This is a genomic window from Vulcanimicrobium alpinum, from assembly GCF_027923555.1.
In the GTDB taxonomy this organism is placed as follows: Bacteria; Vulcanimicrobiota; Vulcanimicrobiia; order Vulcanimicrobiales; family Vulcanimicrobiaceae; genus Vulcanimicrobium; species Vulcanimicrobium alpinum.
The window spans coordinates 2051661-2075793 of the sequence record NZ_AP025523.1; the positions used below are offsets into that span (position 1 = coordinate 2051661).

General features: G+C 65.5%; 20 protein-coding genes and 1 pseudogene. 9 read left to right on the top strand and 12 right to left on the bottom strand.

The features are described from left to right. Positions 1-15: 15 nt before the first annotated feature. Both WPS_RS10580 and WPS_RS10585 read right to left on the bottom strand, forming a co-directional pair. A complete protein-coding gene (locus WPS_RS10580; RefSeq protein ID WP_317994467.1) occupies positions 16-174 on the bottom strand; it encodes an AbrB/MazE/SpoVT family DNA-binding domain-containing protein in 159 nt (52 codons plus the stop codon). A 40-nt stretch (positions 175-214) separates the two neighbouring features. Further along, the gene (locus tag WPS_RS10585; RefSeq protein ID WP_317994468.1) at positions 215-496 is read right to left on the bottom strand and encodes a hypothetical protein; all 282 of its coding nucleotides are present in this window, start codon (positions 494-496) and stop codon (positions 215-217) included. 574 nt (positions 497-1070) lie between these two features. On the opposite strand from WPS_RS10585, the gene WPS_RS10590 reads away from it, so the two are divergent. The 4 genes from WPS_RS10590 (at position 1071) to WPS_RS10605 (ending at position 5838) form a co-directional block, all read left to right on the top strand. Then, positions 1071-1502, top strand: a complete 432-nt coding sequence (locus WPS_RS10590; protein WP_317994469.1) for a 3'-5' exonuclease — start codon at positions 1071-1073, stop codon at positions 1500-1502. After that, positions 1492-1836 carry a putative quorum-sensing-regulated virulence factor gene (locus tag WPS_RS10595; protein WP_317994470.1) on the top strand — a complete coding sequence of 115 codons (345 nt, stop codon included), beginning with the start codon at positions 1492-1494 and terminating at the stop codon, positions 1834-1836. The genes WPS_RS10590 and WPS_RS10595 overlap by 11 nt, the downstream gene beginning before the upstream one ends. Positions 1837-1994: 158 nt before the next feature. After that, complete coding sequence (locus tag WPS_RS10600; RefSeq protein ID WP_317994471.1) at positions 1995-5177, top strand: DEAD/DEAH box helicase; 3183 nt, start codon at positions 1995-1997, stop codon at positions 5175-5177. 67 nt (positions 5178-5244) lie between these two features. Further along, on the top strand, positions 5245-5838 hold the full coding sequence (locus tag WPS_RS10605) for a Uma2 family endonuclease (protein WP_405054954.1): 594 nt from the start codon (positions 5245-5247) through the stop codon (positions 5836-5838). Between the two features lie 7 nt (positions 5839-5845). Here WPS_RS10605 and WPS_RS10610 read toward each other — a convergent pair whose 3' ends face one another. From WPS_RS10610 to WPS_RS10640, 8 genes and pseudogenes are all read right to left on the bottom strand, one after another. Beyond that, entirely contained in the window at positions 5846-6853 is a 1008-nt protein-coding gene (locus WPS_RS10610) for a helix-turn-helix transcriptional regulator (protein WP_317994473.1), read from the bottom strand. 44 nt (positions 6854-6897) lie between these two features. Continuing rightward, on the bottom strand, positions 6898-7458 hold the full coding sequence (locus tag WPS_RS10615) for a hypothetical protein (RefSeq protein WP_317994474.1): 561 nt from the start codon (positions 7456-7458) through the stop codon (positions 6898-6900). Positions 7459-7703: 245 nt separating this feature from the next. Beyond that, positions 7704-8024, bottom strand: coding sequence for a type II toxin-antitoxin system PemK/MazF family toxin (locus WPS_RS10620; RefSeq protein WP_405054880.1), 321 nt, complete (start codon positions 8022-8024; stop codon positions 7704-7706). Beyond that, a complete protein-coding gene (locus WPS_RS18215) occupies positions 8018-8266 on the bottom strand; it encodes an AbrB/MazE/SpoVT family DNA-binding domain-containing protein (RefSeq protein WP_405054881.1) in 249 nt (82 codons plus the stop codon). Before WPS_RS18215 ends, WPS_RS10620 begins: the two co-directional genes overlap by 7 nt. Positions 8267-8354: 88 nt before the next feature. Beyond that, on the bottom strand, positions 8355-8597 hold the full coding sequence (locus WPS_RS10625) for a M48 metallopeptidase family protein (protein WP_317994476.1): 243 nt from the start codon (positions 8595-8597) through the stop codon (positions 8355-8357). 519 nt (positions 8598-9116) lie between these two features. Then, positions 9117-12641: pseudogene (rpoC, locus tag WPS_RS10630) on the bottom strand (DNA-directed RNA polymerase subunit beta'); the annotation flags it as partial. 299 nt (positions 12642-12940) lie between these two features. Then, entirely contained in the window at positions 12941-14170 is a 1230-nt protein-coding gene (locus tag WPS_RS10635; RefSeq protein WP_317994477.1) for a S53 family peptidase, read from the bottom strand. A 210-nt stretch (positions 14171-14380) separates the two neighbouring features. Continuing rightward, positions 14381-15688: a S53 family peptidase gene (locus WPS_RS10640; RefSeq protein WP_317994478.1), complete on the bottom strand. Its 1308-nt coding sequence runs from the start codon at positions 15686-15688 to the stop codon at positions 14381-14383. Positions 15689-15991: 303 nt separating this feature from the next. Between WPS_RS10640 and WPS_RS10645 the strand changes: the two genes are divergently transcribed. From WPS_RS10645 to WPS_RS10655, 3 genes are all read left to right on the top strand, one after another. Further along, positions 15992-18181 carry a penicillin acylase family protein gene (locus WPS_RS10645; RefSeq protein WP_317994479.1) on the top strand — a complete coding sequence of 730 codons (2190 nt, stop codon included), beginning with the start codon at positions 15992-15994 and terminating at the stop codon, positions 18179-18181. A gap of 52 nt (positions 18182-18233) precedes the next feature. After that, the gene (locus tag WPS_RS10650) at positions 18234-19454 is read left to right on the top strand and encodes a pilus assembly FimT family protein (protein ID WP_317994480.1); all 1221 of its coding nucleotides are present in this window, start codon (positions 18234-18236) and stop codon (positions 19452-19454) included. 68 nt (positions 19455-19522) lie between these two features. Beyond that, positions 19523-20551 carry an IS481 family transposase gene (locus tag WPS_RS10655; protein WP_317994481.1) on the top strand — a complete coding sequence of 343 codons (1029 nt, stop codon included), beginning with the start codon at positions 19523-19525 and terminating at the stop codon, positions 20549-20551. 136 nt (positions 20552-20687) lie between these two features. On the opposite strand, the gene WPS_RS10660 is transcribed toward WPS_RS10655, so the two are convergent. Further along, complete coding sequence (locus WPS_RS10660) at positions 20688-21770, bottom strand: IS5 family transposase (protein WP_317994482.1); 1083 nt, start codon at positions 21768-21770, stop codon at positions 20688-20690. A gap of 415 nt (positions 21771-22185) precedes the next feature. On the opposite strand from WPS_RS10660, the gene WPS_RS10665 reads away from it, so the two are divergent. Together WPS_RS10665 and WPS_RS10670 are read left to right on the top strand one after the other, a co-directional pair. After that, on the top strand, positions 22186-22620 hold the full coding sequence (locus WPS_RS10665) for a transposase (RefSeq protein ID WP_317994483.1): 435 nt from the start codon (positions 22186-22188) through the stop codon (positions 22618-22620). A gap of 17 nt (positions 22621-22637) precedes the next feature. Beyond that, on the top strand, positions 22638-23618 hold the full coding sequence (locus WPS_RS10670) for an IS3 family transposase (protein ID WP_317997507.1): 981 nt from the start codon (positions 22638-22640) through the stop codon (positions 23616-23618). Positions 23619-23658: 40 nt separating this feature from the next. Here the strand turns inward: WPS_RS10670 and WPS_RS10675 are convergent, their stop codons facing one another. Next, entirely contained in the window at positions 23659-23928 is a 270-nt protein-coding gene (locus WPS_RS10675) for a hypothetical protein (protein WP_317994484.1), read from the bottom strand. Positions 23929-24133 lie beyond the last annotated feature (205 nt).

A 24133-nucleotide genomic window follows, 5' to 3' on the forward strand; every position in this document is an offset into this window, starting at 1 on the left:
ATGCCCTTCCGGCTTTCAAAATACGACCGCGCCGCCCTCGACCGCCATGTCGATGTCCCGCTCGAAGCCGACCTCCGCCAAGATCGCCTTGGGAAGAACGACGCCTTGCGCGTTGCCGATGCGCCGCAGCGTGATACGCATGGGGAAACAATGATGTAACAGCGAGATGTTCAAGTCAAACAGTGCGACCCGCCGCGGTTTCGACCCGACCGTGCTAAGCGGCCCGGCGGCGCACCCAGGCAACCGGTACGGCGTCGCAGGGGGCGAGCCGCTTGTGCTTCGTCGCGCGGTGCCACTGGGCGCAGAATCCGCAGCGATAGGCCGTTTCATGCTTCGGGCAGCCGGAGCGCGCCGCCGTCCGCGAAGCATACGCGATCTTGGCGGTGCCGTCGAGCCGGACGCAGGCGCGCGGTACGATCGCGCGCGGCATGAGGGCCTGCGCCCCGTTGCGGAGCGGATACGCGACGATCACGACGTTGTCGGCAAGCACGGCCATGGCGAAACTCCTTCTGTTTCCTCCATGGAATCACGGCCGTGTGCCACACGGGTGGCGCACAGCTGCAGCCGTTTCTCTCCGACCAATTCGCACAGAGTCGCGCCGGTGCGCGATTAGGGCGGGCTCGGCGCGATCGACGACAACCCGACGCCCGGCGAGTACTTCTCCTTCATTTCCGGGGCCTACAACGCGACTGCGACGGCTACGATCGATTCCGTCGGCGGAACACAGCCGTACCAGAACACGACGCTCACGAACGTCGCACTCACGACGCTCTCGTCGCCGGCGATCACGCCGATCAACGTCGGCTTCGCCCAAGGCGTGGGTTTCGCGAGCGTCTCGCTTCAGGGTCAAACGACGAAGCTCGTCTCCTTCTCGGTGAGCCGTGCGTCGCGGGATCACGGACGAGCGACGGAGTCGCTGCGCGCAGCGCCGAGCACCCCCGCCCAAACACGCGCCGCCGTGGACGCGGTCGTCCGCGGCTTCTTCGGAACGAACGCGCCGTAGCAACGAATCAAGCGGGGACGCGCCACCACGCCAACCATGTGGCACTCCCGGCCGCTAGGCTTCGCGCATGTGGACGCACGTGCGCGAAGCCACCTACGCCGTCGTCGATGTGGAGACGACCGGCTTCGACCGGATGAGCGACCGGGTCGTCGAAGTCGCCTGCGTCCTCATTCGAGGCGGACGGGAAGTGGATGCGTTCTCGACCCTCGTCGACCCGGGCCGTCCCATCCCGGAGCGCGCGACCGCCGTGCACGGGATTACCGATGCGCATGTCCGCAGCAAGCCCTACCTGGAGGTGCTCTCGCCGGAGCTGCAGCGCATCTGTGAAGGCGCGATCGTCGTCGCGCACAACGCCGCATTCGATCGCTACATTTCTGCCGATGCTCGGGGATCGCCCCGGGATCTGCACGATGCGGCTCGCGCGCCACGCATTCCCGAAACTTCACGGCCATGCGCTCCAAGCGCTGCGGCGCGCGCTCGATCTCGATGTGGCCGATGACGTCGGCGTCGCGCATCGCGCCCTCGGCGACGCCCGCGCGACGGCGGCCCTGCTCAACGTGCTGATCCGGCGATACCTGCACCTCGGTTATCCCGCCGACACCGCATCGCTCGTGGCGGTCGCGCAGGCGAGGATCCGCTTCCCGCGCTTCCCGTTCGGAAGGTTCCGCGGCGTCCCGATCGCGCGCGTTCCGGACGATTATCTGGAGTGGATGATGCGCTGCGCCGATCCGCCGTTCGATGCCGACATCCGCGGGACGGCGAGCGCCGAACTCGCTCGCCGCACTGCAGAACGCGCCCGGGATCTGCGTCCATCGTTACGGCCGGCGTCGTAGATCGCTGCTCGCGTGCGCTGGAACTGCAGCTCAATCGCGCCGCGCGCCGCCGGTCGCCTTTTCCGGATAGCCCGGTTTTCTTTGCGGCGAGCCGAGACTCGCGTCGCCTGGGTCGGCGCATACGGGTCCGTCGGCACACCGATGCGAACCTCCCCGGCGTGGCGGAACTGACGCTTTGCGACGCGGTCGGGCTGCGCGACATCGAGCGGGAATTCGGCGCCGTCACCTACCGCCGCGGCCTCCGATACGCGCACGACGGCCGCGTGGCGCAAATCGACACACCCGACGAGCACACCGTACGCGGCCGGGTGTCGGGCGGTGCGCGCGCGCCCTACGAAACCGTGGTTCGCGTCCATCACGACGGCCGCCGCCGCCTGCGCATCGAGAGCACGTGCACCTGCCCCGTCGACGATCGCTGCAAACACGGCGCGGCGCTGCTCGCCGTCGCCCTCGGCGCGCAAGACGACGACGACACCATCGAGACCGACGACGCGCCCGATCCGGCGCTCGCGCGCTGGCTGCAGAACCTGCAGCGCGAACACCGCGCACCCGACACCGTTCCCGAATTTCTCGCCTATCAACTCTCCATCCGTGAACGCCGGCGCCTGACCGTCGACATCGCGATCGCACGTCGCGAGGAATCCGGCGCGGTCCGCACCGTGCGCGCGATGTCGCGCGCCGATGCGCTGGTCTCGACGGCGCGCGCGATCGGCCCCGACGACATGATGGCGCTCAAACTGCTCACCGCCGAAGGATCACCGAACCTCGCGGTGCGTGCGCGGCTCGTCTCCGCCGCGGTGGAGCTGATGGTCGCGAGCGGCAATGCGACCTTCGCCGGAACGCCGCTCACTGCGGGCGCGTCTGCGCGGGGCACGATCGCCTGGCGCATCGGCGACGACGGCCGTCAACACCTCGCAACGCTCGTTGGCGGCGACGACGTGACCGTCTTCCTCACCCCGGAACCGTGGTACGTCCGCGCGGACGGCGCGTGCGGACGTTTCGACCTCGGCCTCGACCCGCGGGCGGCGGCGACGATCCTCGAGGCGCCGCCGTTGCGCGACGCCGACGCCGCCGACGCCGCGGTGCATTTGGCGCGCTTCGGCATCGCCGTCCCGCAGAGCACGATCGCGACGCAGCGTGTCGCCGAACCGCCCGTCGCCGTCCTGCGGCTGGAATGCGACGAACTTCCGCCGCGCTATCGCTACCAGCGCCCGCGCGCCGCGGACGCCGTCGCGAAGCTCGCGTTCCGCTACGGCCCGCACGAAACACCCGCGGGGACGAAGACGACGTCGTTCAAACGCAACGCCGACGGCGCGATCGTCGTGCACGAACGTGACCGCGACGCGGAGCGCGCCGCGATCGCGCAGCTCGCCGCCTACGGTCTCGCCCGCCGCGACGGCGACACCTTCGGCTTCGTCCCGTGGGACCCGGAACGCAACTGGATGCAGTTTCTGCTGAACGGCGTGCCGGAACTGCAGGCCCGCGGCTGGCGGGTGACGACCGCGCACGACTTCCCGGTGACGCTCGTCGAGCCCACCGCGCCGATCGACGTGCAGCTCAACGACGCCGGCGCCGGCAGCTTCGCGGTCGACGTCACGGTCGACGTCGACGGGAAACCCGTGCGGCTCGTCCCGCTCATCGTCGCGGCGCTGCACAACACGCCGGGTCTGCTCGATCGCGACGGTCGCGTCGCGATCGGGACGCTGCCCGGCGGCCGTCACCTCGCGCTCCCTGCGGAGCGGTTGCGCGCCGTGGTGAGCACGCTCGTCGAACTCTTCGACGCGCGCGGCACCGGCGACGCGCGCCTGACGCTGCCGCGCGCGCTGGCGCTGGAGGACGTCGACGGCGTTCTCCGCCTGCGCGGGTCGGGGACGGAGCGCGTGCGCGGCGCGGCTCGCTCGCTCGCGGCGCCATCGTCGCTCGCACCGGTCCCCGCGTCGCTGCGCGCGACGCTGCGCTCCTATCAGCACGAGGGCTTTGCCTGGCTGCAGCGGCTGCGCGTTTGCGGCTTCGGCGGGATCCTCGCCGACTCGATGGGCCTCGGCAAGACCGTGCAGACGCTGGCGCATCTGCTCGCCGAACAGAAAGCGGGCCGTCTCGACGTACCGGCGCTGGTGATCGCGCCGACCAGCGTCGTGCCGAACTGGGCCGCCGAGGCGGAACGCTTCGCGCCGTCGCTGCGCGTCCTGGTGCTGAACGGCCCGCAGCGCGCCGCGCATTTTCCCGAGATACCCCGCGCCGACGTGGTAGTGACGAGCTACGCTCTGCTCGCGCGTGATGCCGACACGCTGCTCGCGCAGCGCTGGCACATCGCGGTCCTCGACGAAGCGCAGAACATCAAGAACCCTGCCGCGAAGGTGACGCAGACCGCGTACCGCATCGACGCACGCCAACGGATCGCGCTGACCGGCACGCCGGTCGAGAACCACCTCGGCGAACTATGGTCGCTCTTCTCGTACGTCGACCCGTCGGTGCTCGGCGAACGCCTGCACTTCAATCGCCACTTCCGCACGCCGATCGAGAAAAACGACGACGCGTCGCGCCGCACCGCGCTCGCCGCGCGCATCGCGCCCTTCCTGCTGCGCCGCACGAAGGAGCGCGTCGCACCGGAACTACCGCCGAAGACGGAAATCGTCCGCAGCATCGAGATGGGGGCGGCGCAGCGCGACGTATACGAAACGATCCGCGCCGCGATGCACGAGCGCGTCCGCCGCGCAATCGCCGCGAAGGGCCTCGCGAAGAGTCAGATCGTAGTGCTCGACGCACTCCTGAAGATGCGCCAGGCCTGCTGCGATCCGCGTCTGGTAAAGGCCGACGCCGCAAAGGCCGCTGGAGCAGGCGCGAAGCTCGCGACGTTGCTCGAGATGCTCGACGAATTGCTCGAGGACGGCCGCCGCATTCTGCTCTTCTCGCAATTCACGAGCATGCTCGCGCTGGTCGAAGCGGCGCTGGACGAGCGTGCGATCCCGTACGTGCTGCTGACCGGCGACACGCGCGAGCGCGCCGAGCCGATCCGGCGCTTTCAAGCCGGCGAGGTCCCGCTGTTCCTGATCAGCCTGAAGGCCGGCGGCACCGGGCTCAACCTGACCGCCGCCGACACGGTGATCCACTTCGACCCGTGGTGGAACCCGGCGACGGAACGCCAGGCGACGGACCGCGCGCATCGGATTGGTCAGACGAAACCGGTCTTCGTGTACAAGCTGGTCTGCGAACGGACGGTCGAGGAGCGCATCCTGGAGCTGCACGAGCGCAAGGCCGCGCTGGCCGACGCGATTCTCGACGGCGATGTGGGTGCGGCTGCCCTCGATGCGGAGACGATCGCGGCGCTGTTCGCGGAGTGATCGCTGCCCGCAGCCACGAAGCGATCACGTCCAGGACACATCAGGCAGGGACGCTCCGATGAGTGACATGCGAAGCACGACCGAATTCCGGCGCATCCGGCCGCTCAGCGTCGCCGACTACGACCGTATGGGCGAAGCCGGCATCATCGACCCGGATGAACGCGTCGAACTCCTGAACGGCGAGCTGCTGCAAATGCCGCCGATCGGCCCCGCGCACTCGAAGGCCACCGTGACGTTGTACGACGAGTTTCGCGATCGATTTCGCGATCGCGCGGTGATGCGGCCGCAGCAGCCGATCACCCTGAGCGACGAAAGCGAACCGGAACCGGAAGTGGTCTTACCGCGGCAGCCGGCGGAGCGATACGACGACGCGCATCCGACGCCGGCCGACGTGCTCTTGGTCGTCGAAGTCGCCGACGCGACGCTCGCGTTCGATCGATCCGAGAAGCTGCAGGCGTATGCGCGCGCGGGCATTGGCGAGTACTGGATCGTGAATGTTCAGCGACGCGCCGTGGAGCGGTACCGCGAGCCCTCCTGCGCGGAGTACCAGTCGGTCGAGGTCTTCGGCGTCGACGCGTTGGTCGCCACCGGCAGCCTTCACGGACGACGCGTTTCCGGTTCGGCGGCTTTTCACGGCGCGATAGCGGCTCGAACGCGGTGAGGGGGCGTCAGCCGGCGGACGCGTAGACGGCGGCGATCGCGTCGGCCGTCCGGCGTGCCGCGGCGACGGCCGCCTCGGGCGCGACGACCTTCGCCTGCGCGCCGAAGCCGAACGTCCAGCGCACGACCTCGTCGACGTCCACGACGCGCACGGCGATGCGCACGCGGCCGTCGGGCAGATGCGTCACCTCCTGACCGCGATGCCACACGCGGCTCGCCGCCGCAGCGGCGACGACGGGTGTGAACTCGACGGTCACCGCGACCGGCGTCTCGTCGCCCTGCATGAAGCCCAGCACGTCGGGGTTCGCATAGCCTTCGGGGATCGTGCGCCGGCGTGCGGCCGTGCCGCTGCGCGTGGGAAGTCCGACGATGGCGTCGAGCGCGAAGAACCGCCATTTCTTCTTGCCGAGATCGTAGCCGACGAGGTAGTAGCGGCCCGATCGAACGACGACGCGATACGGTTCGACCTCCCGGTCCGTCGCCTCGGCGGCCCGCGCGCTGCGGTACCGGAAGCGCACCTGCGCGCGGCCGTCCCGCGACGCCCACGCGCTCTTCAGCTTCTCGTAGACCTGCGCGACGCGCGAACCCTCGACGAGCCGCGGCGCCTGCAAGTGCAGAAACGTCTCGCCTTCCGGCGCGCGGTCGGCCATCGCGCCGAGTTCGTCATGAAACGGCTCACCGAGCGTGCGCGCGATCTCTGCGATCAGCGCGAGGAACGGCGGCCGGTCTTCGTCGAGCCGGCGCAACGAGGTGTCGAGCGACTCCAGCCCGATCGCCCCGTCCTTGATCTTCGCCGCAATGCGAAAGCCCGAGCTCTTGCCGATGGCGCGCAATTGCTGCAGGTCGCGCTGAAAGCTGCGCTTATCGACCTCGTGCAGGCGCTGATAGTCGTCGAGCCGCACCCGCTTGTGCCGCAAGAGCTCGAGGAGCAGCCAGATCTTGCGCGCGACGGATTCCGGCGCCTCGCCCGTGTCCCGCCGCCCCGCATCGTCGAGATCCTCAAATCGTTTCGACACCGCACGATGCGGTTCGGCTCGCGTGCGTCCACGCCCCGCGTGCCTCAGTGGTCGGCAGTCCGGATCGCGCCAGCGGGGATCGGTGCGGGCGTCGCCGTGGTGGGAACGCCGCAGACCCGCTGCGCCCGCGACGTCAGCGGCACGTACATCTGCCCCCTCACGACCGTCACGTCTTTGTTGCTGCCGAAAAAGCCCTGACGACGACGGTATTCGCTGCGGTCGAAACGGACCGCGAGCGTATCGCCGCAAAACGAATGGACCTCATCGACGCCCACGCGCAGATTCGCCCCGCGATACACGAACAGGTCGTCGCGCCCTTGCTGCGCCTCGGCGACGCCGCCCTCCGCGTCGTCGCCCGCGCGCGCGACGACGTAGCCGTCCACGATCACGTCGTTCACGAGCTCGAAGTGCCAGTGCTGCCCGGTCTGCGCGGAGTACGAGTTGTGGCCTTCGAGCGTCCGCACGACGATCGGCACGCCGCGCGGTACGAGAACGGTCACGGTCGCGGGTGCCGGCGACTCGATCGCGGCCGGCGTTTCGGCCGCAACCGCGCCTGCCGGGATCAGCGCCAGCGCGAGCGCGAGCGCGCGAAATTGCGTTTGCATGCGCGCATCATGCTGGATCGACGCGACACAGGTGCGTCGCATCGCCTCGCGTCAGATCTCCGCGGACGTTTCGACGCCATTTGCCGTCCCGAACGGACCCACGCGCCACCGTACGGCATCACGGGGTCGTACGCTTCACCTTGACGGGCAGCGGCTGCCAGAAGTTTCCCTAGCTCGTACCGTGGTTCCGAAGCCGCTGAAACCAGGCCGGGTCGGTGACGGCAACGTACGCGCGCATCAGACCTTTATTGAACGAACAGCTCTTGCAAGGCGGAGAGCGTGCTCGACAGCGTTTTCTTCGGGACGGCGCCCAACTTCTTGACGAGCCGAGCCTTATCGATCGTTCGTATTTGATCGAGGAGAACAAGACCGGACTTTCCGCCGAAAGTCACCGGGACGCGGAACGGAGCGGGGCGACTGCCGGTGGTCATCGGCGCGACGATGACCGTACGCAAAAAGTCATGGAGCTCAGCGGGCGACATGACCACGCAGGGGCGCGTTTTCCGTATCTCACTGCCGATCGTAGGATCGAGCGCAGCGAGCCAGACCTCGCCTCGCGCTACCACGTCAACTCGGAATCGCCGGCGTTGCCGAACTCGGGCCACACAAGGGCGTCGTCGTTCGCGTCGGCGATCGCTCGACTCGCAGACGCCCAACCCTCACGAGGCCGGCGCGTCGGCTTCCGAAGAACGATGGCGCCGTCCTCGACGTCGATGTCGACGTCGCGTTCAAGCCCGACCTGCGCAAGAAGCGGCTTCGGGATGATGACGCCTTGCGAGTTTCCTACTCGCTTCAACGTGGTCCGCATGTACTAACAATGGTATAACACTCGGGAAAGGGCGTCAATCCTTCAGGCTCACGTGACTGCATGCATGTCCCGCTAGCACTCGTTGGATTCAAAGACGATCGGAACGCTTGGAAGCACCAGCGACGAATTCCGGCGCGACGATGTTCAACTTTTGCCAGTAGGGCACGTGCACGGTCATCAGCGTTCGGAAGAGCTTGCCGTGATTGTGCACTCGTAAATGTAGGAGCTCGTGGACGATCACGACGTCCTGCACGCGAGAGTCGCACCCGGCGAGATCCGAGGCCAAAGTGATGATGCCGCTAGTCGAGCACGAGCCCCATTTTTGGTGCATCGCCTGAAACGCGAATCACGCGCGGGCGTAGCGAGAGGCGCTTTGCCCAATAAACAGCGCGCTCACGCAGGCGCGCTACATCGTCAGATCGGATACCCATACGGGATGAATCTCCCTCGATCAGCGCCGTGAATCCTGAAGCGAGACGGCGTCTTTCTGGAAATAACGGGTTTTCTGCGGACCAATTAAAATAGCGGGCCAGACAAACTAGTCGGACCCGCTATCTTGATATCTCAGACTCGCGCTCTACAAATCCTCCGGATTGATCCCCTTCGGCTTGTACTGCGTCCGCACTCCAGGCGCACTCACCGTCGCATCCGGTTCGTAGTCGCCCTCATACTGCACCGTATTCTCCGCCATCCGCTGCCGTTCGTACGGTCCCAGCACCTTCGGGTTCATCTCCTGGCCGTTCGGCGCCACCACGTCAGCGTATGAGCTAAGCCCATCCGGATCCGGGTTGAAGTCCAGGAACACGTTCTTCGCGCGGCCTTCTTCGTCCAGATCCTGGCCCTCGGGCTGGATCGTGAGATTCCGGTAGCGCGACATCCCCGTGCCGGCCGGGATGAGCTTCCCGATGATGACGTTTTCCTTGAGACCGAGCAGCGGGTCGTGTTTGCCCTTGATCGCGGCGTCCGTGAGAACACGCGTGGTCTCCTGGAACGACGCCGCCGAGAGGAACGACTCCGTCGCAAGCGACGCCTTCGTCACGCCGAGCAGCACCGGGGTGCCCTCCGCGATCTTGCCGCCCTCGGCCTTGATCTTCTCGTTCTCTTCCGCGAAGACCGCGGCTTCGATCAGCTGACCGGGGAGCATCCGCGTGTCGCCGCCGTCGACGATCTTGATCTTGCGCAGCATCGAGCGAACGATCACTTCGATGTGCTTGTCGTTGATGTCGACGCCCTGTGAGCGGTAGACCTTTTGCACTTCCTGCACGAGGTAGTTCTGCAGCGCGGTCTCGCCGCTGATTCGCAAGATGTCGTGCGGGTTGAGCGAGCCTTCCGCCACCGGCTGACCGGCGACGACCTGCTGGCCTTCCTGCACCGAGAGGTGCGTGTTGGCCGGCACGTCGACTTCGTGGTCCACGCCGTCGGCGTCCGTGACGAACACGACGCGCTTGCCCTTCTCCTCGCCGAACTTGATCGTGCCGGCGAACTCCACCACCGGCGCCTCGCCCTTCGGCTTGCGCGCTTCGAAGATTTCCTCGACGCGCGGGAGACCGGTGATGATGTCTTCCTGGGCGACGCCGCCGGTGTGGAAGGTGCGCAGCGTGAGCTGCGTCCCCGGTTCACCGATCGACTGCGCCGCGATGATCCCGACCGCTTCGCCGATGTCGACCTTGAGGCCGGTGGCGAGATTGCGGCCGTAGCACATCGCGCAGACGCCGTACTTCGCCTGGCACGCGAGCACCGAGCGAATCTTGACCGTCTGAATCCCCGCGGCGATGATCGCCTTGGCCTTCTCCTCATCGATCTCGTCGTTCCGCTTTACGAGCTTCTCGCCGCGCGGTTTCTCCGGATCTTTGATGTCCTCGGCGGCGCGGCGGCCGATGATCCGATCATAGATCGGCTCGATCGTCTCTTTGCCGACGCGGATGTCGTTGACAGTGATGCCGTTCGCCGTTCCGCAATCTTCTTCGCGGATGATGACGTCCTGCGCCACGTCGACCAGACGACGCGTCAAGTAGCCCGAGTCGGCCGTGCGCAGCGCGGTGTCGGCGAGACCCTTGCGCGCGCCGTGCGTCGAGATGAAGTACTCGAGGACCGTGAGGCCTTCTTTGAGCGACGCCTTGACCGGGATCTCCAGGATGCGGCCCGACGGGTCGGACATGAGTCCGCGCATACCGCCGAGCTGCTTGACCTGCGCGATCGAACCGCGCGCGCCGGAGGTCGCCATCATGAACACCGGGTTGAGCGGGTTCTGCGCCTGCTGCATCGCGACGGTGACATCGTCACCGGCCTTCTGCCAGATCTCGATCGTCTTGTTGTAGCGCTCGTCATCCGAGATGAAGCCCTGGTCGAACAAGCCGTGCAGCTCGTCGACGTCGCCCTGGGCCTTGTCGAGCAGTTCGTGCTTGGCCTGCGGCACGATGATGTCGCTGATCGACACCGTCGTCCCCGACTGCGTCGCGTAGCGGAAGCCCAGTGCCTTGATCGCGTCGAGGAACTCGGCCGTTGCTGCGTTGCCGAACTTGCGATAGCACTCGGTGATCAGCTTCTTGAGCGCGCTCTTGTCGAGGATGTGGTTGAGGAACGGGTACTCCCACTCCGGCGGGAACGCTTCGTTGAGGATCGCGCGGCCGACGGTGGTGCGGATGCGCTTGCCTTCGTAGCGGATCTCGATCCACTCGTGCAGCCCGATCAGTTGGTGGTTGAACGCGGTGATCGCTTCCTCAGCGTCCTTGAACGCGAGCAGCGCCGTGGTGCCGTCGGGATGCTTGCGGGCCTTGCCGTTGCGCGCGACAGGCATCGCGTAAAGCGCGTCGTCGGAGAGCGCGGCCTTCGCCGGACCCTTGTAGTCGTCGGGCTGAAACGTGAGCCAGTAGAGCCCGAGCACCATGTCCTGGGTCGGGATCGACACCGGCACGCCGAACGACGGCTGCAGGATGTTGTTCGACGAGAGCATCAGGATGCGCGCTTCCGCCTGCGCGCCGGCGCTCAGCGGGAGATGCACGGCCATCTGGTCGCCGTCGAAGTCGGCGTTGTACGGCGTGCAGACCAGCGGATGCAGATGGATGGCCTTGCCCTCCACCAACACCGGCTCGAACGCCTGAATACCCAAACGGTGCAGCGTCGGCGCGCGGTTGAGCAGCACCGGATGCTCGCGAATCACTTCGTCGAGCACGTCCCACACTTCCGGACGCACGCGTTCCACCATGCGCTTAGCGCTCTTGATGTTGTGCGCTTGGCCGCGATCGACCAGCTTCTTCATCACGAACGGCTTGAAGAGCTCGAGCGCCATCTCTTTGGGCAGCCCGCACTGGTGCAGCTTGAGGTTCGGGCCGACCACGATGACCGAACGGCCCGAGTAGTCGACGCGCTTGCCGAGCAGGTTCTGACGGAAGCGGCCCTGTTTGCCCTTGAGGATGTCGGAGAGCGACTTCAACGGACGGTTGTTGGGCCCGGTGACCGGGCGCCCGCGGCGGCCGTTGTCGATGAGCGCGTCGACTGCTTCCTGCAGCATGCGCTTCTCGTTTTTGATGATGATCTCAGGCGCGGAGAGTTCCAGCAGCCGCTTGAGGCGGTTGTTGCGGTTGATCACACGGCGATAGAGATCGTTGAGATCGGACGTGGCGAAGCGGCCGCCGTCGAGCTGGACCATCGGGCGCAGTTCGGGCGCGATCACCGGCACTGCGGAGAGGATCATCCACTCCGGCTTGTTGCCCGACGCGAGGAACGCTTCGACGACTTCGAGGCGCTTGATCGCCTTGATGCGCTTCTGTCCCGACGTCTCTTTGAATTCGCGGCGCAGATCGTCTTGCAGTTTCCGCAAGTTCAAGTCGCGCAGCAGCTCGCGGATCGCTTCCGCGCCCATGCCGGCCTTGAAATTCGTTCCGTACTTCTCGCGGCTCTCGCGGTACTTCTGCTCGGTGAGGATCTCGCGCTTGGTGAGCGTCGTCGTGCCGGGATCGGTCACCACGTACGCGGCGAAATAGATCACCTTCTCGAGCTGACGAGGCGACATGTCGAGCAGGATGCCGATGCGCGACGGCACACCCTTGAAATACCAAATGTGCGTGACGGGCGTGGCGAGCTCGATGTGGCCCATCCGCTCGCGGCGCACTTTCGCGCGCGTGATCTCGACGCCGCAACGGTCGCAGATCATCCCTTTGAAGCGGATGCGCTTGTACTTACCGCAGTGGCATTCCCAGTCTTTGGTCGGACCGAAGATCTTCTCGCAGAAGAGCCCGTCGCGTTCCGGCTTGAGGGTGCGGTAGTTGATCGTCTCCGGCTTCTTCACTTCGCCGAAGGACCAGGCGCGAATCTGTTCGGGGCTGGCGAGCCCGATACGCATCGCGTCGAAATTGTTGACGTCGAGGAGGTTCATCGATTCCTTTGCACTCAGCGCGTCGGCGAGACAGAGGCGGCCGGGGTGACGTCGTGGAGGCCGGAGTAGCCTGAGGAAGCGTTGCTCTCGTCACGCTGAGCCTGTCGAAGCGCCGCCGGCGCCGTGACATCTCAGGAAAAGCAAGACGGCCCCAGGGGACGCCCGGTGCGACGTTCCTTGGGTCCGCGTTATCGGCCGAAGGGCATAGGGACGTAGAATAGCACATCCGCGCCAGAATGTCCACGCAGGCGCTCGCCCCCGGAGGAGCGAGCGCCCACCCGCCCAGGGCTAGAGGGCCGCTAGGCCGTTTGCCACGGCGGTGACGTCCGGCGTCCCTCTGCCGGTCGGGACGTCGAATCCCGACTTGGCCGAGAAGTCCGGCCCGAAGTAGGCGTTGTCGCCTTGCGTGATGTCGTGAAACTCGGTCGCGGGGAGCGCGTAGAGCTTCGGGTTGAGATAGCCGATCGGACCGCCCTTCTTCTGCGCCGCCAGGGCGACGATGCCGGGCCCACTGCGGCACGCCCTCGCTGGTGCCGCCGGTCAAGAAGAACTCCGGCTGGCCCGGGAACGATGCGATCACGAGGATCGTGGTGTACACGGACGCGCTGTAGGCGACGTCCGCATCGGTGCGTTGCGTGTTGCCCAGAGACGCCTGGAACGCGGGCACCGGGAAGATCGCGCTGGGCGCGCCGCCGCTCGCGTACACAGGTGTCCGTAGAGGCAGCCGAACGGGCAGGCGTCGTCGTCGTTCCACCCGACTCGCTGCCGTAGGTGCCGTCGTCCGCCGCGAAGATCGCGGTGCCGCCCACGCCGGTGACCAGCGGATCCGACGCCGGGAAGAGCGCGTTGACCCCGGCCGGTGCCTTGGTGATGCCGTGGTTGGTTGCGCCCCAGTCGCCGGCTGCCGCCACCACGCTGATGTTCGCGGCCTTTGCGGCTCGGAACGCGAGGTCGGCCTGCTGCACCAGCAGGTTGTTGCCGCCGCCCGCGATGTTTGCTTCGGGCGATCCAAAGCTCTGCGAGATCACGTCGCCCAAGTGATGGTCGACGGCATAGCGCACGGCGTTCTTCAGGACGTCGCCGCCGTTGTTCGCTGCGACGACGAGCACGATGTTGGCACCCGGCTCGACTGCATGGGCCCACTCGACATCGAGCGTGGTCTCGCCCGCCCAGCCTTCCTCGTTGTGGTGCTGAAGCGGGTTGTAGACCGGCGCGCCGCCCGGATAGACAACCGAAAACGACGGCGGATCGGGCAGCCCGAAGTACCGGTCGAACAATTTCAAGTCTGCGTCGATCGTCGGCGAACCGTAGGCATCGACGATCACGATCGTCCGTCCGGCGCCGGTCAGGTTCGCCGGCACGTTATAAGCGCGGCGAATCTCTTGCGGTGTATAGCACGCGAGACCGATCAGCGCGACGCACTGCGACGGCGTGTAGGGAAACGTCGCGGGCGTCTTCACCGCGACCGACGGCAGCGCCGTGAGGTGCGGATCCGCGAAGTACGAGAACGCGCTGTCGGCGCGGGACAACGATTGCGTTCCGCGCGTACCGGGACTGCCCGGGACGGACGAAATGGCGCCACCGCCGCCGCAACCCGCAAGTACGAACGCCGCCGCCGTAACGGCGGCGACGCGAAGAGAAAAGCCTCATCAAAATGGCAACTCCCTCGATGTACGGCGGGCGGCCCGTGATGCCACGGACCACCCGCATATGCTGCCAGTGTGTCGGAGTAACGGCGATCAGTGACCGATCGCTGAGATGATCTTCGCGGCGTCGGGACTGCCGAGACCCGTCGGCACGTCGAAGCCGGCCGTTGCGGAGAAGCCCGGGCTGCCGAAGCTGTTGTTTCCAACGGTAACGTCGTGGAACGCAGTCGCCGAAGCTGCGTAGAGCTTCGGGTTCAGGTAGCCGATGGAATGGCCGGCCTGTTGCCCTGCGAGCGCGACAATGCCCGCCCACTGTGGCGCGCCTTCACTCGTTCCGCCGAAGAAGTACAGGCCGTTCTTGCCGGGGCCGAGGAACCCGAGATACGTGAGGACCGCGGTGTAAACCGAGGCGTTGTACGACACGTCGGCGCTGGTGCGTTTCGTGGCGCCCAGGGCCGCCTGGAACGACGGCACCGGGAAGAGCACGCTGGGCGCGCCGCCGGAGGCGCCGAAGATGCCGTCTTTGCAGGTGAACGGGCAGCCGGTCTTATCGTTCCACACCGTTTCGTTCGTGTAAACGCCGGTGTCGCTCATGAAGAGGTTCGTGCCGCCGACGCCCGTGACCAGCGGGTCCGACGCCGGGAAGAGGGCGTTGTCGAACGTCGCGCCGTTGCCGGCACCGCTGTCGCCTGCCGAGGCGAGGACACTGATCCCCGCGTTCGCGGCCGCGACGAAATTCGCGTGCGCCTGTTGATCTTGCAGATTGTTGCCATTCCCGCGAATCGCCGCTTCCGGTGCGCCGTAGCTTTGCGAGATGACGTCTCCGAGCTTGTGGGCGACGGCGTACTTGACGGCGTTGTCGAGCACATCGCCGCCGTTGTTGGCCGCGACCACCAGCACGATGTTGGCCCCCGGCGCGATCGCGTGCGACCACTCGACGTCGAGACTCGTCTCTTCCGCCCAGCCGGTTTCTCCGTGATGCTGCAGCGGGTTATACGTCGGCGATCCGCCGGGATAGACGATCGAGAACGAGGGCGGATCTGGTAGACCGAAGATGAGATCAAAGGTGTGCAAATCGCTTTTGATCGTCGGCGAACCGTACGCGTCGACGATCACGATCGTGCGGCCGGCGCCGGTCAGCGTCGATGGAACATCATAGGCGCTCCGGATCAACTGCGGCGTGTAGCACGCCAATCCGAACGCCGCAACGCACTGCGACGGTTTCAGCGGAAACGCATCGGGTGTGTCCTGCGCGTTTGCGAGCAGAACGTGCGGATTAACGTCGTAGACGAAACCGCCGGTGCTCGTCGTTGCAGACGCCGTTGTGCGACCGCCGCCGGCCGATGCGCTGGGCAGCGTATATCCGCCGGCTCCGCAGCCGGCTAGCATCGCAGCGAGCAACGCGAATGCAAGAATACGCGTACGCGAAAACTTCAAAACCGAGACCCTCTTTCGGGTTAGCACCCAGAACCCGCGCACCCGTGGAGCCTCCTACGCGGTGGCGCACGTTTCGTGACGCGGCGTCGGGGGCCTTCCACCGCACCGCGTACAATGTTCGCGTTCGTGCGCACACTGCTTCGCCGATCGGTTGCGATCGTTGGCATCGTTGTCGCCGTCGTCGTCTTGATCGCGGTGGGCTATGTTGCTTGGGTCTTATGGACTACGTCCGCGGGTATCGCGCGCGTTGACGGAACGCAAGGCGGAATGCCGGTGGATGGGCCGGTGACGATCGCTCGCGACGACCGCGGTGTCCCGCACGTGCGCGCCGGTTCGGTACACGATCTGTTTGTCGCCGAAGGCTATGCGATGGCGAGCGACCGGCTCTTTCAGATGGATACGACGCGTCGCTTTGTGTACGGACAGCTCGCGGAAGAACTCGGCGGGCGGCTCGTGCGCGTCGATCGCCGCATGCGACGATACGACATCCGCCGCCTCGCCACGGATGTGTACGCGCACGCTTCGCCCGATGAGCGCGCGCTGCTCTCGGCGTTCGCGGACGGTGTCAACGCGGCCGCGCGTACGCAGCCGACGCCGCCCGAGTATCGCGCGCTCTTCCGCAATTTCGAGCCCTGGCAGCCGCAGGATGCGCTCGCGGTCGGCTTCGCGACGGTGCTGGATCTCGACGACGTCCCCGATGATGTCGTCATTCGCGATTGGGTGCGCCGCGAAGTCGGCGATCGCGCACTCGAGGCGTTCTATCCGCTGACCGACCCGCGTTACGACGTGCCGACCGACGGGGCTTCACCGGGACCGATCGCAGCGCTGCCAGCACTCGGCGGTGCGATGGGCGGCTTCGCCGACGCCGACATCATGCCGGCGGAAGAGCGCGCGCCGGTCGGCAGCAACGGCTGGGTGGTCGGCGCCGACCGCACCACCGTCCGCCGCGCCCTGCTTGCGAACGATCCGCATCTCGATCTCGGAATCCCCGGCATCTGGTGGCTCTTCGAAGGAAGCGCGCCGGGGATGCACATCGCGGGTGCGGCACTTGCCGGGACGCCCGGCGTCACGCTCGGGCATAACGAGCATCTCGCATGGGGCGTGACCGCCGGCGAGACCGCCGCGATGCGCGTGCTCAAGGAACGTCGCGACGGCGACCGCGTCTTCGAGCACGGCCGCTGGGCCCCGCTGCGGCATCGAATCGAGACGATCACCGTCCGCTTCGGCGCCGACGTGCGTGCGGATATTCGCGAGAACGATCGCGGCGTCGTGATCGCGGACGATCAGAAGAACCACGTCGCCTACATCATGCAGTGGCGGATGCGCACGCATCCGGTCTCGACGCTCGCGCCATTTTTCCACCTGCTGACCGCGCGCACCGCCGCCGACGGCGTCGCGGCGATGCGCGCCTTGCCGGAACCTGCGCTCAACACGTTCTTCGCCGACGACGACGGAAACGTTGCGTATCACTTCGCCGGCGGCGTGCCGATGGAACCGGCGTGGGGCCGCTGGGCCGTGGACGGCGACGCGCCCGAACCGGCGTTTCTGTCCTACGACGCGGCACCGCACGTCGCGCCGTCGCGTTCGGCGATCGTAGTGACGAGCAACAATCGCAGCAGCGGCGCCGGCTCGCCGAGGCTCGCGCCGTTCTGGCCGCCGCCGTACCGCGCCTACGAAGTGGAGCGGGCGTTACGAAGTGCCGCCGACCCGCAAGGCAAACTGACGCCCGACGCGATCGCCGCCGTGCAGCGCGACGCGACGTCCCCGGCAGAAGCCGAATTTGCATCGCTCGTCCTTGCGTCGGCAGCCCGGTCACATGCCGCCGACGACGCTTCGCTCGCCCCGATCGTGAACGCCCTGCGCTCGTTCGATGGATCGCTCGTCCCCGAGTCGCGCGGCGCAACCGCAGTGGTAGCGCTGCGGCTCGATATGCTCGGTGCACTCGCGAAAACGCACCTCGACCCGACCCTCGCCGGCGAATATCCCGCGACAGGCCCCGGCTTCGAGGTCGTCTTGCGCGCGTTGCGGGAACGTCCGCACGGCTGGGTGACGCGCGACGACTATGACGCGTTCGTGCGCGCCTCGCTGCAGCGCACGCAGCAACGGCTCGGCGGCGACATCCCAGCGTTCGGAAGCTACGCGGCGCAGCCGATCACGCACAATCTCGCCGCGTTCGGCTTCACCTTGTGGAACGGGCCGACGTATCCGGGCCGCGGCGGCAGCTTCGCGCCCGCCGTGCAGTGGCGCAATCACGCGCAGTCGTTCCGTGCGGTGTGGATCGCCGGCGATTGGGACAACGGCACGATCGACATCGGCAACGGCGAGTCGGGCGAACCGGGCTCGCCGCACTACACGGACCAGGCCGCAGCCTGGGTGCAGTTCGCGCGCACGCCGTTGCCGTTCACCGACAAAGCGGTGCAGGACGCAACCCGCGCAACGCTCACGTTGACGCACTGACCGAATCTCGGCGCCGGAATAGCGCTCCTGGCGCCGGGGCACCGCCGCCAGGGTGGAACACGAACGCGGCTTCACGCTGATTGAAGTCCTCATTGCCGTGGGCATCGTCGCGTTGGTGGCGCTCGGCGCCGTCGGCGCTGGCGCATCGGCGCGCTCGATGGCCGTCACGTCGGCCGCCGATCGGTTCGACCAGCTGCTCGACGCCGCTCGCACCGAGGCGCGAGAGTTCCCGCACGGCGTCACGATCACGTTCACGCCGGATGCGTACGGCGACGGTTTCGTCGCGCGACTCTATCACAGCCGGCCCGGCACCGAGCCGCTCGCGGCAACGACGATCCCGCCGCTCCAGGCACGCGTGTCGCTTCGAGAAACCGACGAACTCGGGGCGCCCGCCTTCGCGATCGCGATCCACGCAAACGGAACGATCGGCGGCTTACCGGGCGACGTCACGCGCGGAGCGAGCTCCGAGCTGAACTGCCCGGACTCACAGCGCTTTCACTTCACATTCGCGTACGCCGGCTTTGTCGTGGACCGCTATCTCCCATGCCGCATCCAACTCGCGGCAACGGGACCAGTATCACTGATAACGTACGCTACCGCGACCCCGCAGCCGTCGCCGAGCATCGACGTCTGCTCCTCGGCGTCGTGCACGTTAACCGCGCCCCCGCAGCCGGCCGTCACTGCGACATGCCCGCCGAATTATACTCAAACTACGGGCGGACAATGCCTGGCCAACTTCGTCGTGTGCTCGAGTTCACCGGCGGGCACAATTCTGGGACCTGACGCGGACGGCATCCACGAAGACATCTCAAGCGGCGCATCATGCGCTACTCCGACGCCTACGAGCGCAGCAGCAACACCGACGCCGCCCACGGTTATTCCAACGCCCACGCAGATCGGTTGCGTTGGGTCGAATTGCTTTGGAGGGCCCGGCACGTCTTCTCCAACGCCGACTGCAGGACAGATCGTTGAAGTGCAAATATGGGCGGTTTTTTCTGGGCCGCACGAGTTCGCCACGCAAACTGACGGTGAGACGTTCATCCTGTACAGCGACGGCTCTGAATCGGACGGTGCGGCCCCGGCGGGTGCTACTTGGGCGTGTTCCGTACGGGAGCCGGTAATCGCGCCTTCCGGCGGCACAGTGTGGGGCGGATTTTACAAGAAACCGGGTGACGTCACGTTTCAGCCGCAATACGATCGAATGTATCAAGAGGCAAATAATACCGGCGGAGACGGGTACCTTGCTGAGACCTCGGATCTAGCCTGTATTTAGTTGTAGAAGTCAGGATTTGATCTGACGGTTATCGAATACCGGTGGTGAATCCTCCTGAGGAGCCATCCATGAACAGCGACCGAAAAGTCATCAAGGCGAAAGTGGGCCTACTCCAGCTCGGCAAGCAGCTCGGAAATGTGACTGAAGCCTGCCGCGTGATGGGTTACAGCCGTGATAGCTTCTACCGTTTCAAAGACCTCTACGAGACGGGCGGCGATCTAGCCTTGGCCGAGATCACCAAGCGAAAGCCGAACCTCAAGAACCGCATTGCTCCCGAAGTCGAGGATGCGATTGTCGATCTTGCGATCGAGTTCCCTGCGTACGGTCAAGTGCGCGCAGCGAACGAGCTCGCCAAGCGTGGGATGCGTATGTCGCCGGCGGGACTTCGCGGGGTGTGGCTGCGACACGATCTTGAGACGATGAAGAAACGGCTCAAAGCGCTGGAAGCAAAGAGCGCCCAAGATGGGCTCGTCCTGACTGAGGCGCAAGTCGTCGCGCTGGAGCGTGCCAAGCTCGAGAAAGAAGCGCACGGCGAGTTCGAGAGTGAGTGCCCCGGCTACTGCGGCGCGCAGGACACCTTCTTCGTTGGGACGATGAAGGGCGTCGGCCGCATCTACCAGCAGACCTTCATCGACACCTATGCGAAGGTGGGCGTCGCGAAGCTCTATTTGGACAAGACACCAATCACTGCGGCCGACCTGCTCAACGATCGCGTGTTACCGCTATACGAAGAGTACGGGATTACGTTGCAACGGATCCTGACCGACCGCGGCACGGAGTTTTGCGGGCGTGAGGGACATCCGTACGAGCTCTACCTGGCGATCGAAGACATCGACCACACCCGAACGAAGGCACGCCATCCGCAGACCAACGGCATCGTCGAGCGTTTTCACAAAACGATGCTTGATGAGTTTTATCGGATCGCGTTTCGCAAGACGATCTACACGTCGCTCGAGCAACTGCAGCGGGACCTCGATGCGTGGACCGAGGAGTACAACACGCAGCGTCCGCATCAAGGACGCTGGTGCTACGGCAAGACGCCGATGCAGACATTCGTCGACAGTGTCTCCCTTGCGAAAGAGAAACAGATCGCTTAGCAGCCCCGTGAAAAAATCGGCGCGTGGTTGGCGAACTGCCCGTTCAGCACGGTTTTCGGGAGGTCGGCGGACCTCTCGAAGCCCGTTGCCGAGCGGTTCATCTCGAAAACGCCCCTCGGGTCAGCATCACTTCGCATCATGTCGCGGCCCTCAGATTGCGTATCCTGATCAAGTTGTACGCCGCGGCCGTCCAGCGCACAATGTCGCCGACCAGATCAAGCCCGCGGAAATGCACCTTGCGCAATCGGCCGATCGTCTTGCCCCACCCGAAGCTCTCCTCGATCAACTTGCGCCTGCGTTGACTCACCGTGTAGCCCGGATGGCGGACGGTTCGGCGGTCGATCGCGCTGCGGCGACGGGTCGTATTTTGAGCAACGTGCGGCGTCACGTTGAGCGCTCGCAACGCCTCGACAAAGTCTTTGGTATCGTACGCCTTGTCGGCGCCGAGCGTGATTCGGTTGCTTCCGCTGACCCCGCGAATCAATTCCAGCGCTGCTTCGCGTTCGGCGATCCCGGTCGCGCGAGTGGTCTTCACGCCGACGATCAAGCCGTTGCGATTCTCCATCAGAGCATGTCCGAGATAGCCGAGAATCGCCGGCGCGCCGCTGCTCTTGCGGTACAACCGCGCGTCCGGATCGGTACTCGAGACGTGCGTCTCGTTGCTGCGCGGCCGGCCACGAAAGTTCACGCCCTCGTTGCGACCGCCGCTCGAGGTCGGCGGTTCGTCGTCCGACTTGGGCCGAAAGCTCTTGTGGCTGGCCCACGCCTCGATTAGCGTCCCATCGACGGTGAAATGCTCGTTCGAGAGCAGTTCGTCGGCACGCGCCCGCTCGACCACGGCGGCGAAGAACCGCTCGGAGATTTCGCCATTCAAGAACCGATCGCGGTTCTTGCTGAACGTCGAGGGGTCCCAGATCTTGTCGTCCATGCTCAAGCCCACGAACCAACGAAAGAGCAAATTGTAACGCAACTGCTCCAGCAGCATCGGCTCGCTGCGGATCGAGTAGAACATTTGCAACAGCAAGGCTCGCAGCAGCTTCTCCGGCGCGATCGATGGCCGGCCCCGTCGGGAGTAGAGCTTGGGAAACTCCGGCGAGAGTTCGCGCAGAATTTTGTTGACCATCACGCGCATCGGGCGCAACGGATGATCGCCGGGCACGGTGTCTTCCGGCTGCAACGTCGTCCAAACGGATGCACGCTGCTCATCATGAGTCCGCATCGGCCGCAACCTCACCAAGGTATGAGGAGACTTGCTCTTATAATACGCGAAAAACGCCGTCACGCCAACATCAACTCGGCCGATTTTTCATCGGCCTGTTAGACTGAAACCCAACCTATCTGACACTACCGCAAGATCGTACGACTGTCAGATCACATAGTAGCTAGTACAATTTAGTAGTCGACGGCGTTCACGCAGTACCGTCGAGTTTTGTCCCTTACTTTTTCTCATCGGTCGCGCATGCGTCAAAATCGAAGCTCAGATGCCGACCGGTGAGTAGAATTCCTGCGAGAACACATCCCACGGCGTACCGCGTTGGGCACCGTCCCCTGGAACGCTGCCCCATGTGTCAGGATGATGTGGTACCAGCTCCCTCGGAAAAGTTCTGTTAAGCTGGGGCTGTCAGGAGCATACCATGAACCCACCCTCAAACGGTTCGCCGCCGTCGATTGAGCGTCGGCTCTCGATTGTCGAGACGCCGGTTCAGCGGCCGACGCGACGTCGCTTCTCGGTCGCCGAAAAGGCGCGTATTGTGAACGATGCTGATGCCTGCGAGTCGGGTACGGTCGGTGCGTTCTTGCGCCGCGAAGGCATCTACTCTTCGCAGCTGTACGCATGGCGCAAGGAGCGCGATCGCGGCGATTACGATCCAAAGGAAATTAAGGCCCGAGCTCTCGATCGTAAGGAAGCCGAATCGCTCAAGAAAACGAACCACGAGCAAGACATTGAGATACGCAGGTTGCAACGCAAGATCGCGCGCTTGGAGCTTCTCGAAGACATCCGAAAAAAAGCAGCGGGGCTCTTGAACATCGAGTACAAGAGCCCCGAGTTCGACGACCTGGACGACTGATCGATGTTGCGCTCGAGCTGTGCGCAACGGCACCCGAACGCGCGACGTGCCTTGCGCTCGGCGTGAGCCGCTCGACGTTACGTCGGCGGCGCAAACCCGCAGGCGAGCGCGCGCTGCTCAAGACGATCGCGCGCCGCAACGCATTGAGCGAAGCCGAGCGCCGGTATGTCGCGGCGGTGTTGTGCTGCGAGCGATTTGCAGACCTTGCCGTGCCGCAAGTCTTCACGCGCCTGCTCGACGAGGGAACGTATCTGTGTTCGGTAAGCACGATGTATCGCATCCTACGAGCAAACGCGCAAGTCCGCGAACGGCGGCGTCTTGCGCGCCATCCCGCGCATGAGAAGCCACGCCTGGTTGCTAACGCGCCGCGACAAGTCTTGACGTGGGATATCACCAAGTTGCCGAGTTCCGTCAAGGGCGTGTACTTTTCGTTGCTCGTGATGATCGACATCTTCAGCCGATACGTCGTCGGCTGGACCATCGTGCGGCGTGCCAACGCCGAGATCGCGGCGGAATTCATTCGTGCGACGCTCCTGCGCGAAGGAATCGAGCCGCGACAAGCCGTCGTTCACAGCGATCGCGGAACCGAGATGACCGCGCAGCCAGTGTGTGATCTTCTCGACAAGATGGGCGTCGCGCGATCCTATAGCCGCCCGCGCGTGAGCGACGACAATCCGTTCATCGAATCGTCGTTCAAGACGCTGAAGTACCAGCCGACGTTTCCATCGGCGTTCGGATCGCTTGAGGACTCGTACGCGTTCTGCTCGCCGTACTTTATGTGGTACAACAACGAGCATCGCCATTCGGGAATTGCGATGTTGACGCCGGCGGCGGTACACTTCGATCAGGGCGAAGCCATCCTCGCCGCGCGTCACAAGACGATGATCGCTGCTTATGCGTTGCAGCCGCATCGCTTTGCCGCTGGCGCGCCAAAACTCGCAACAATTCCGAGCCAAGTCTGGATCAACGAGTCGAAGGCTGCCGACATCGCCGCATGACCAAGATGCTCACAAACTCCCGCAACCTGCTGGTATCAAATTACTTGACAAGTTCCGCTCCGGCCGGCGGAAAGACCATCGCGTACGTCGGCGTGCCGACCGCGTAGCCGGAAACGCGATACGATCCGTCGGCGGCCGTTACGGCCTGCGCGTCGCCGGCCGGCAGCGTCGGCGGCGGCGTTGCGCCCAGGATCAGTGTCGGTCCCACAACCACGGTCGCACCTGCGATCGCCGGTCCTGCGGCGTTGCCGTCGCCCGCGAAGCGCTGCGCGCCGAGGTCGCGCACCGAGCCCTGCACCGTGAGCGGCACCGGCGTTGCTGTGGCGGTCGGTGCCGCCGTCGGCGGCGAGACGCTCGCACCGGACGACGACGACGCGTTCCCTCCGCCTCCTCCGCACGCCGCAAGCCCAGCGGTCGCGGCTACGCAAAGCACACCCATTCCGAGTAGACGGTCGCATGAACTCCTTTCGTTCGTACACCGCGAGTCGAACGTCTGCGCGACGTTGCGCTCCCTC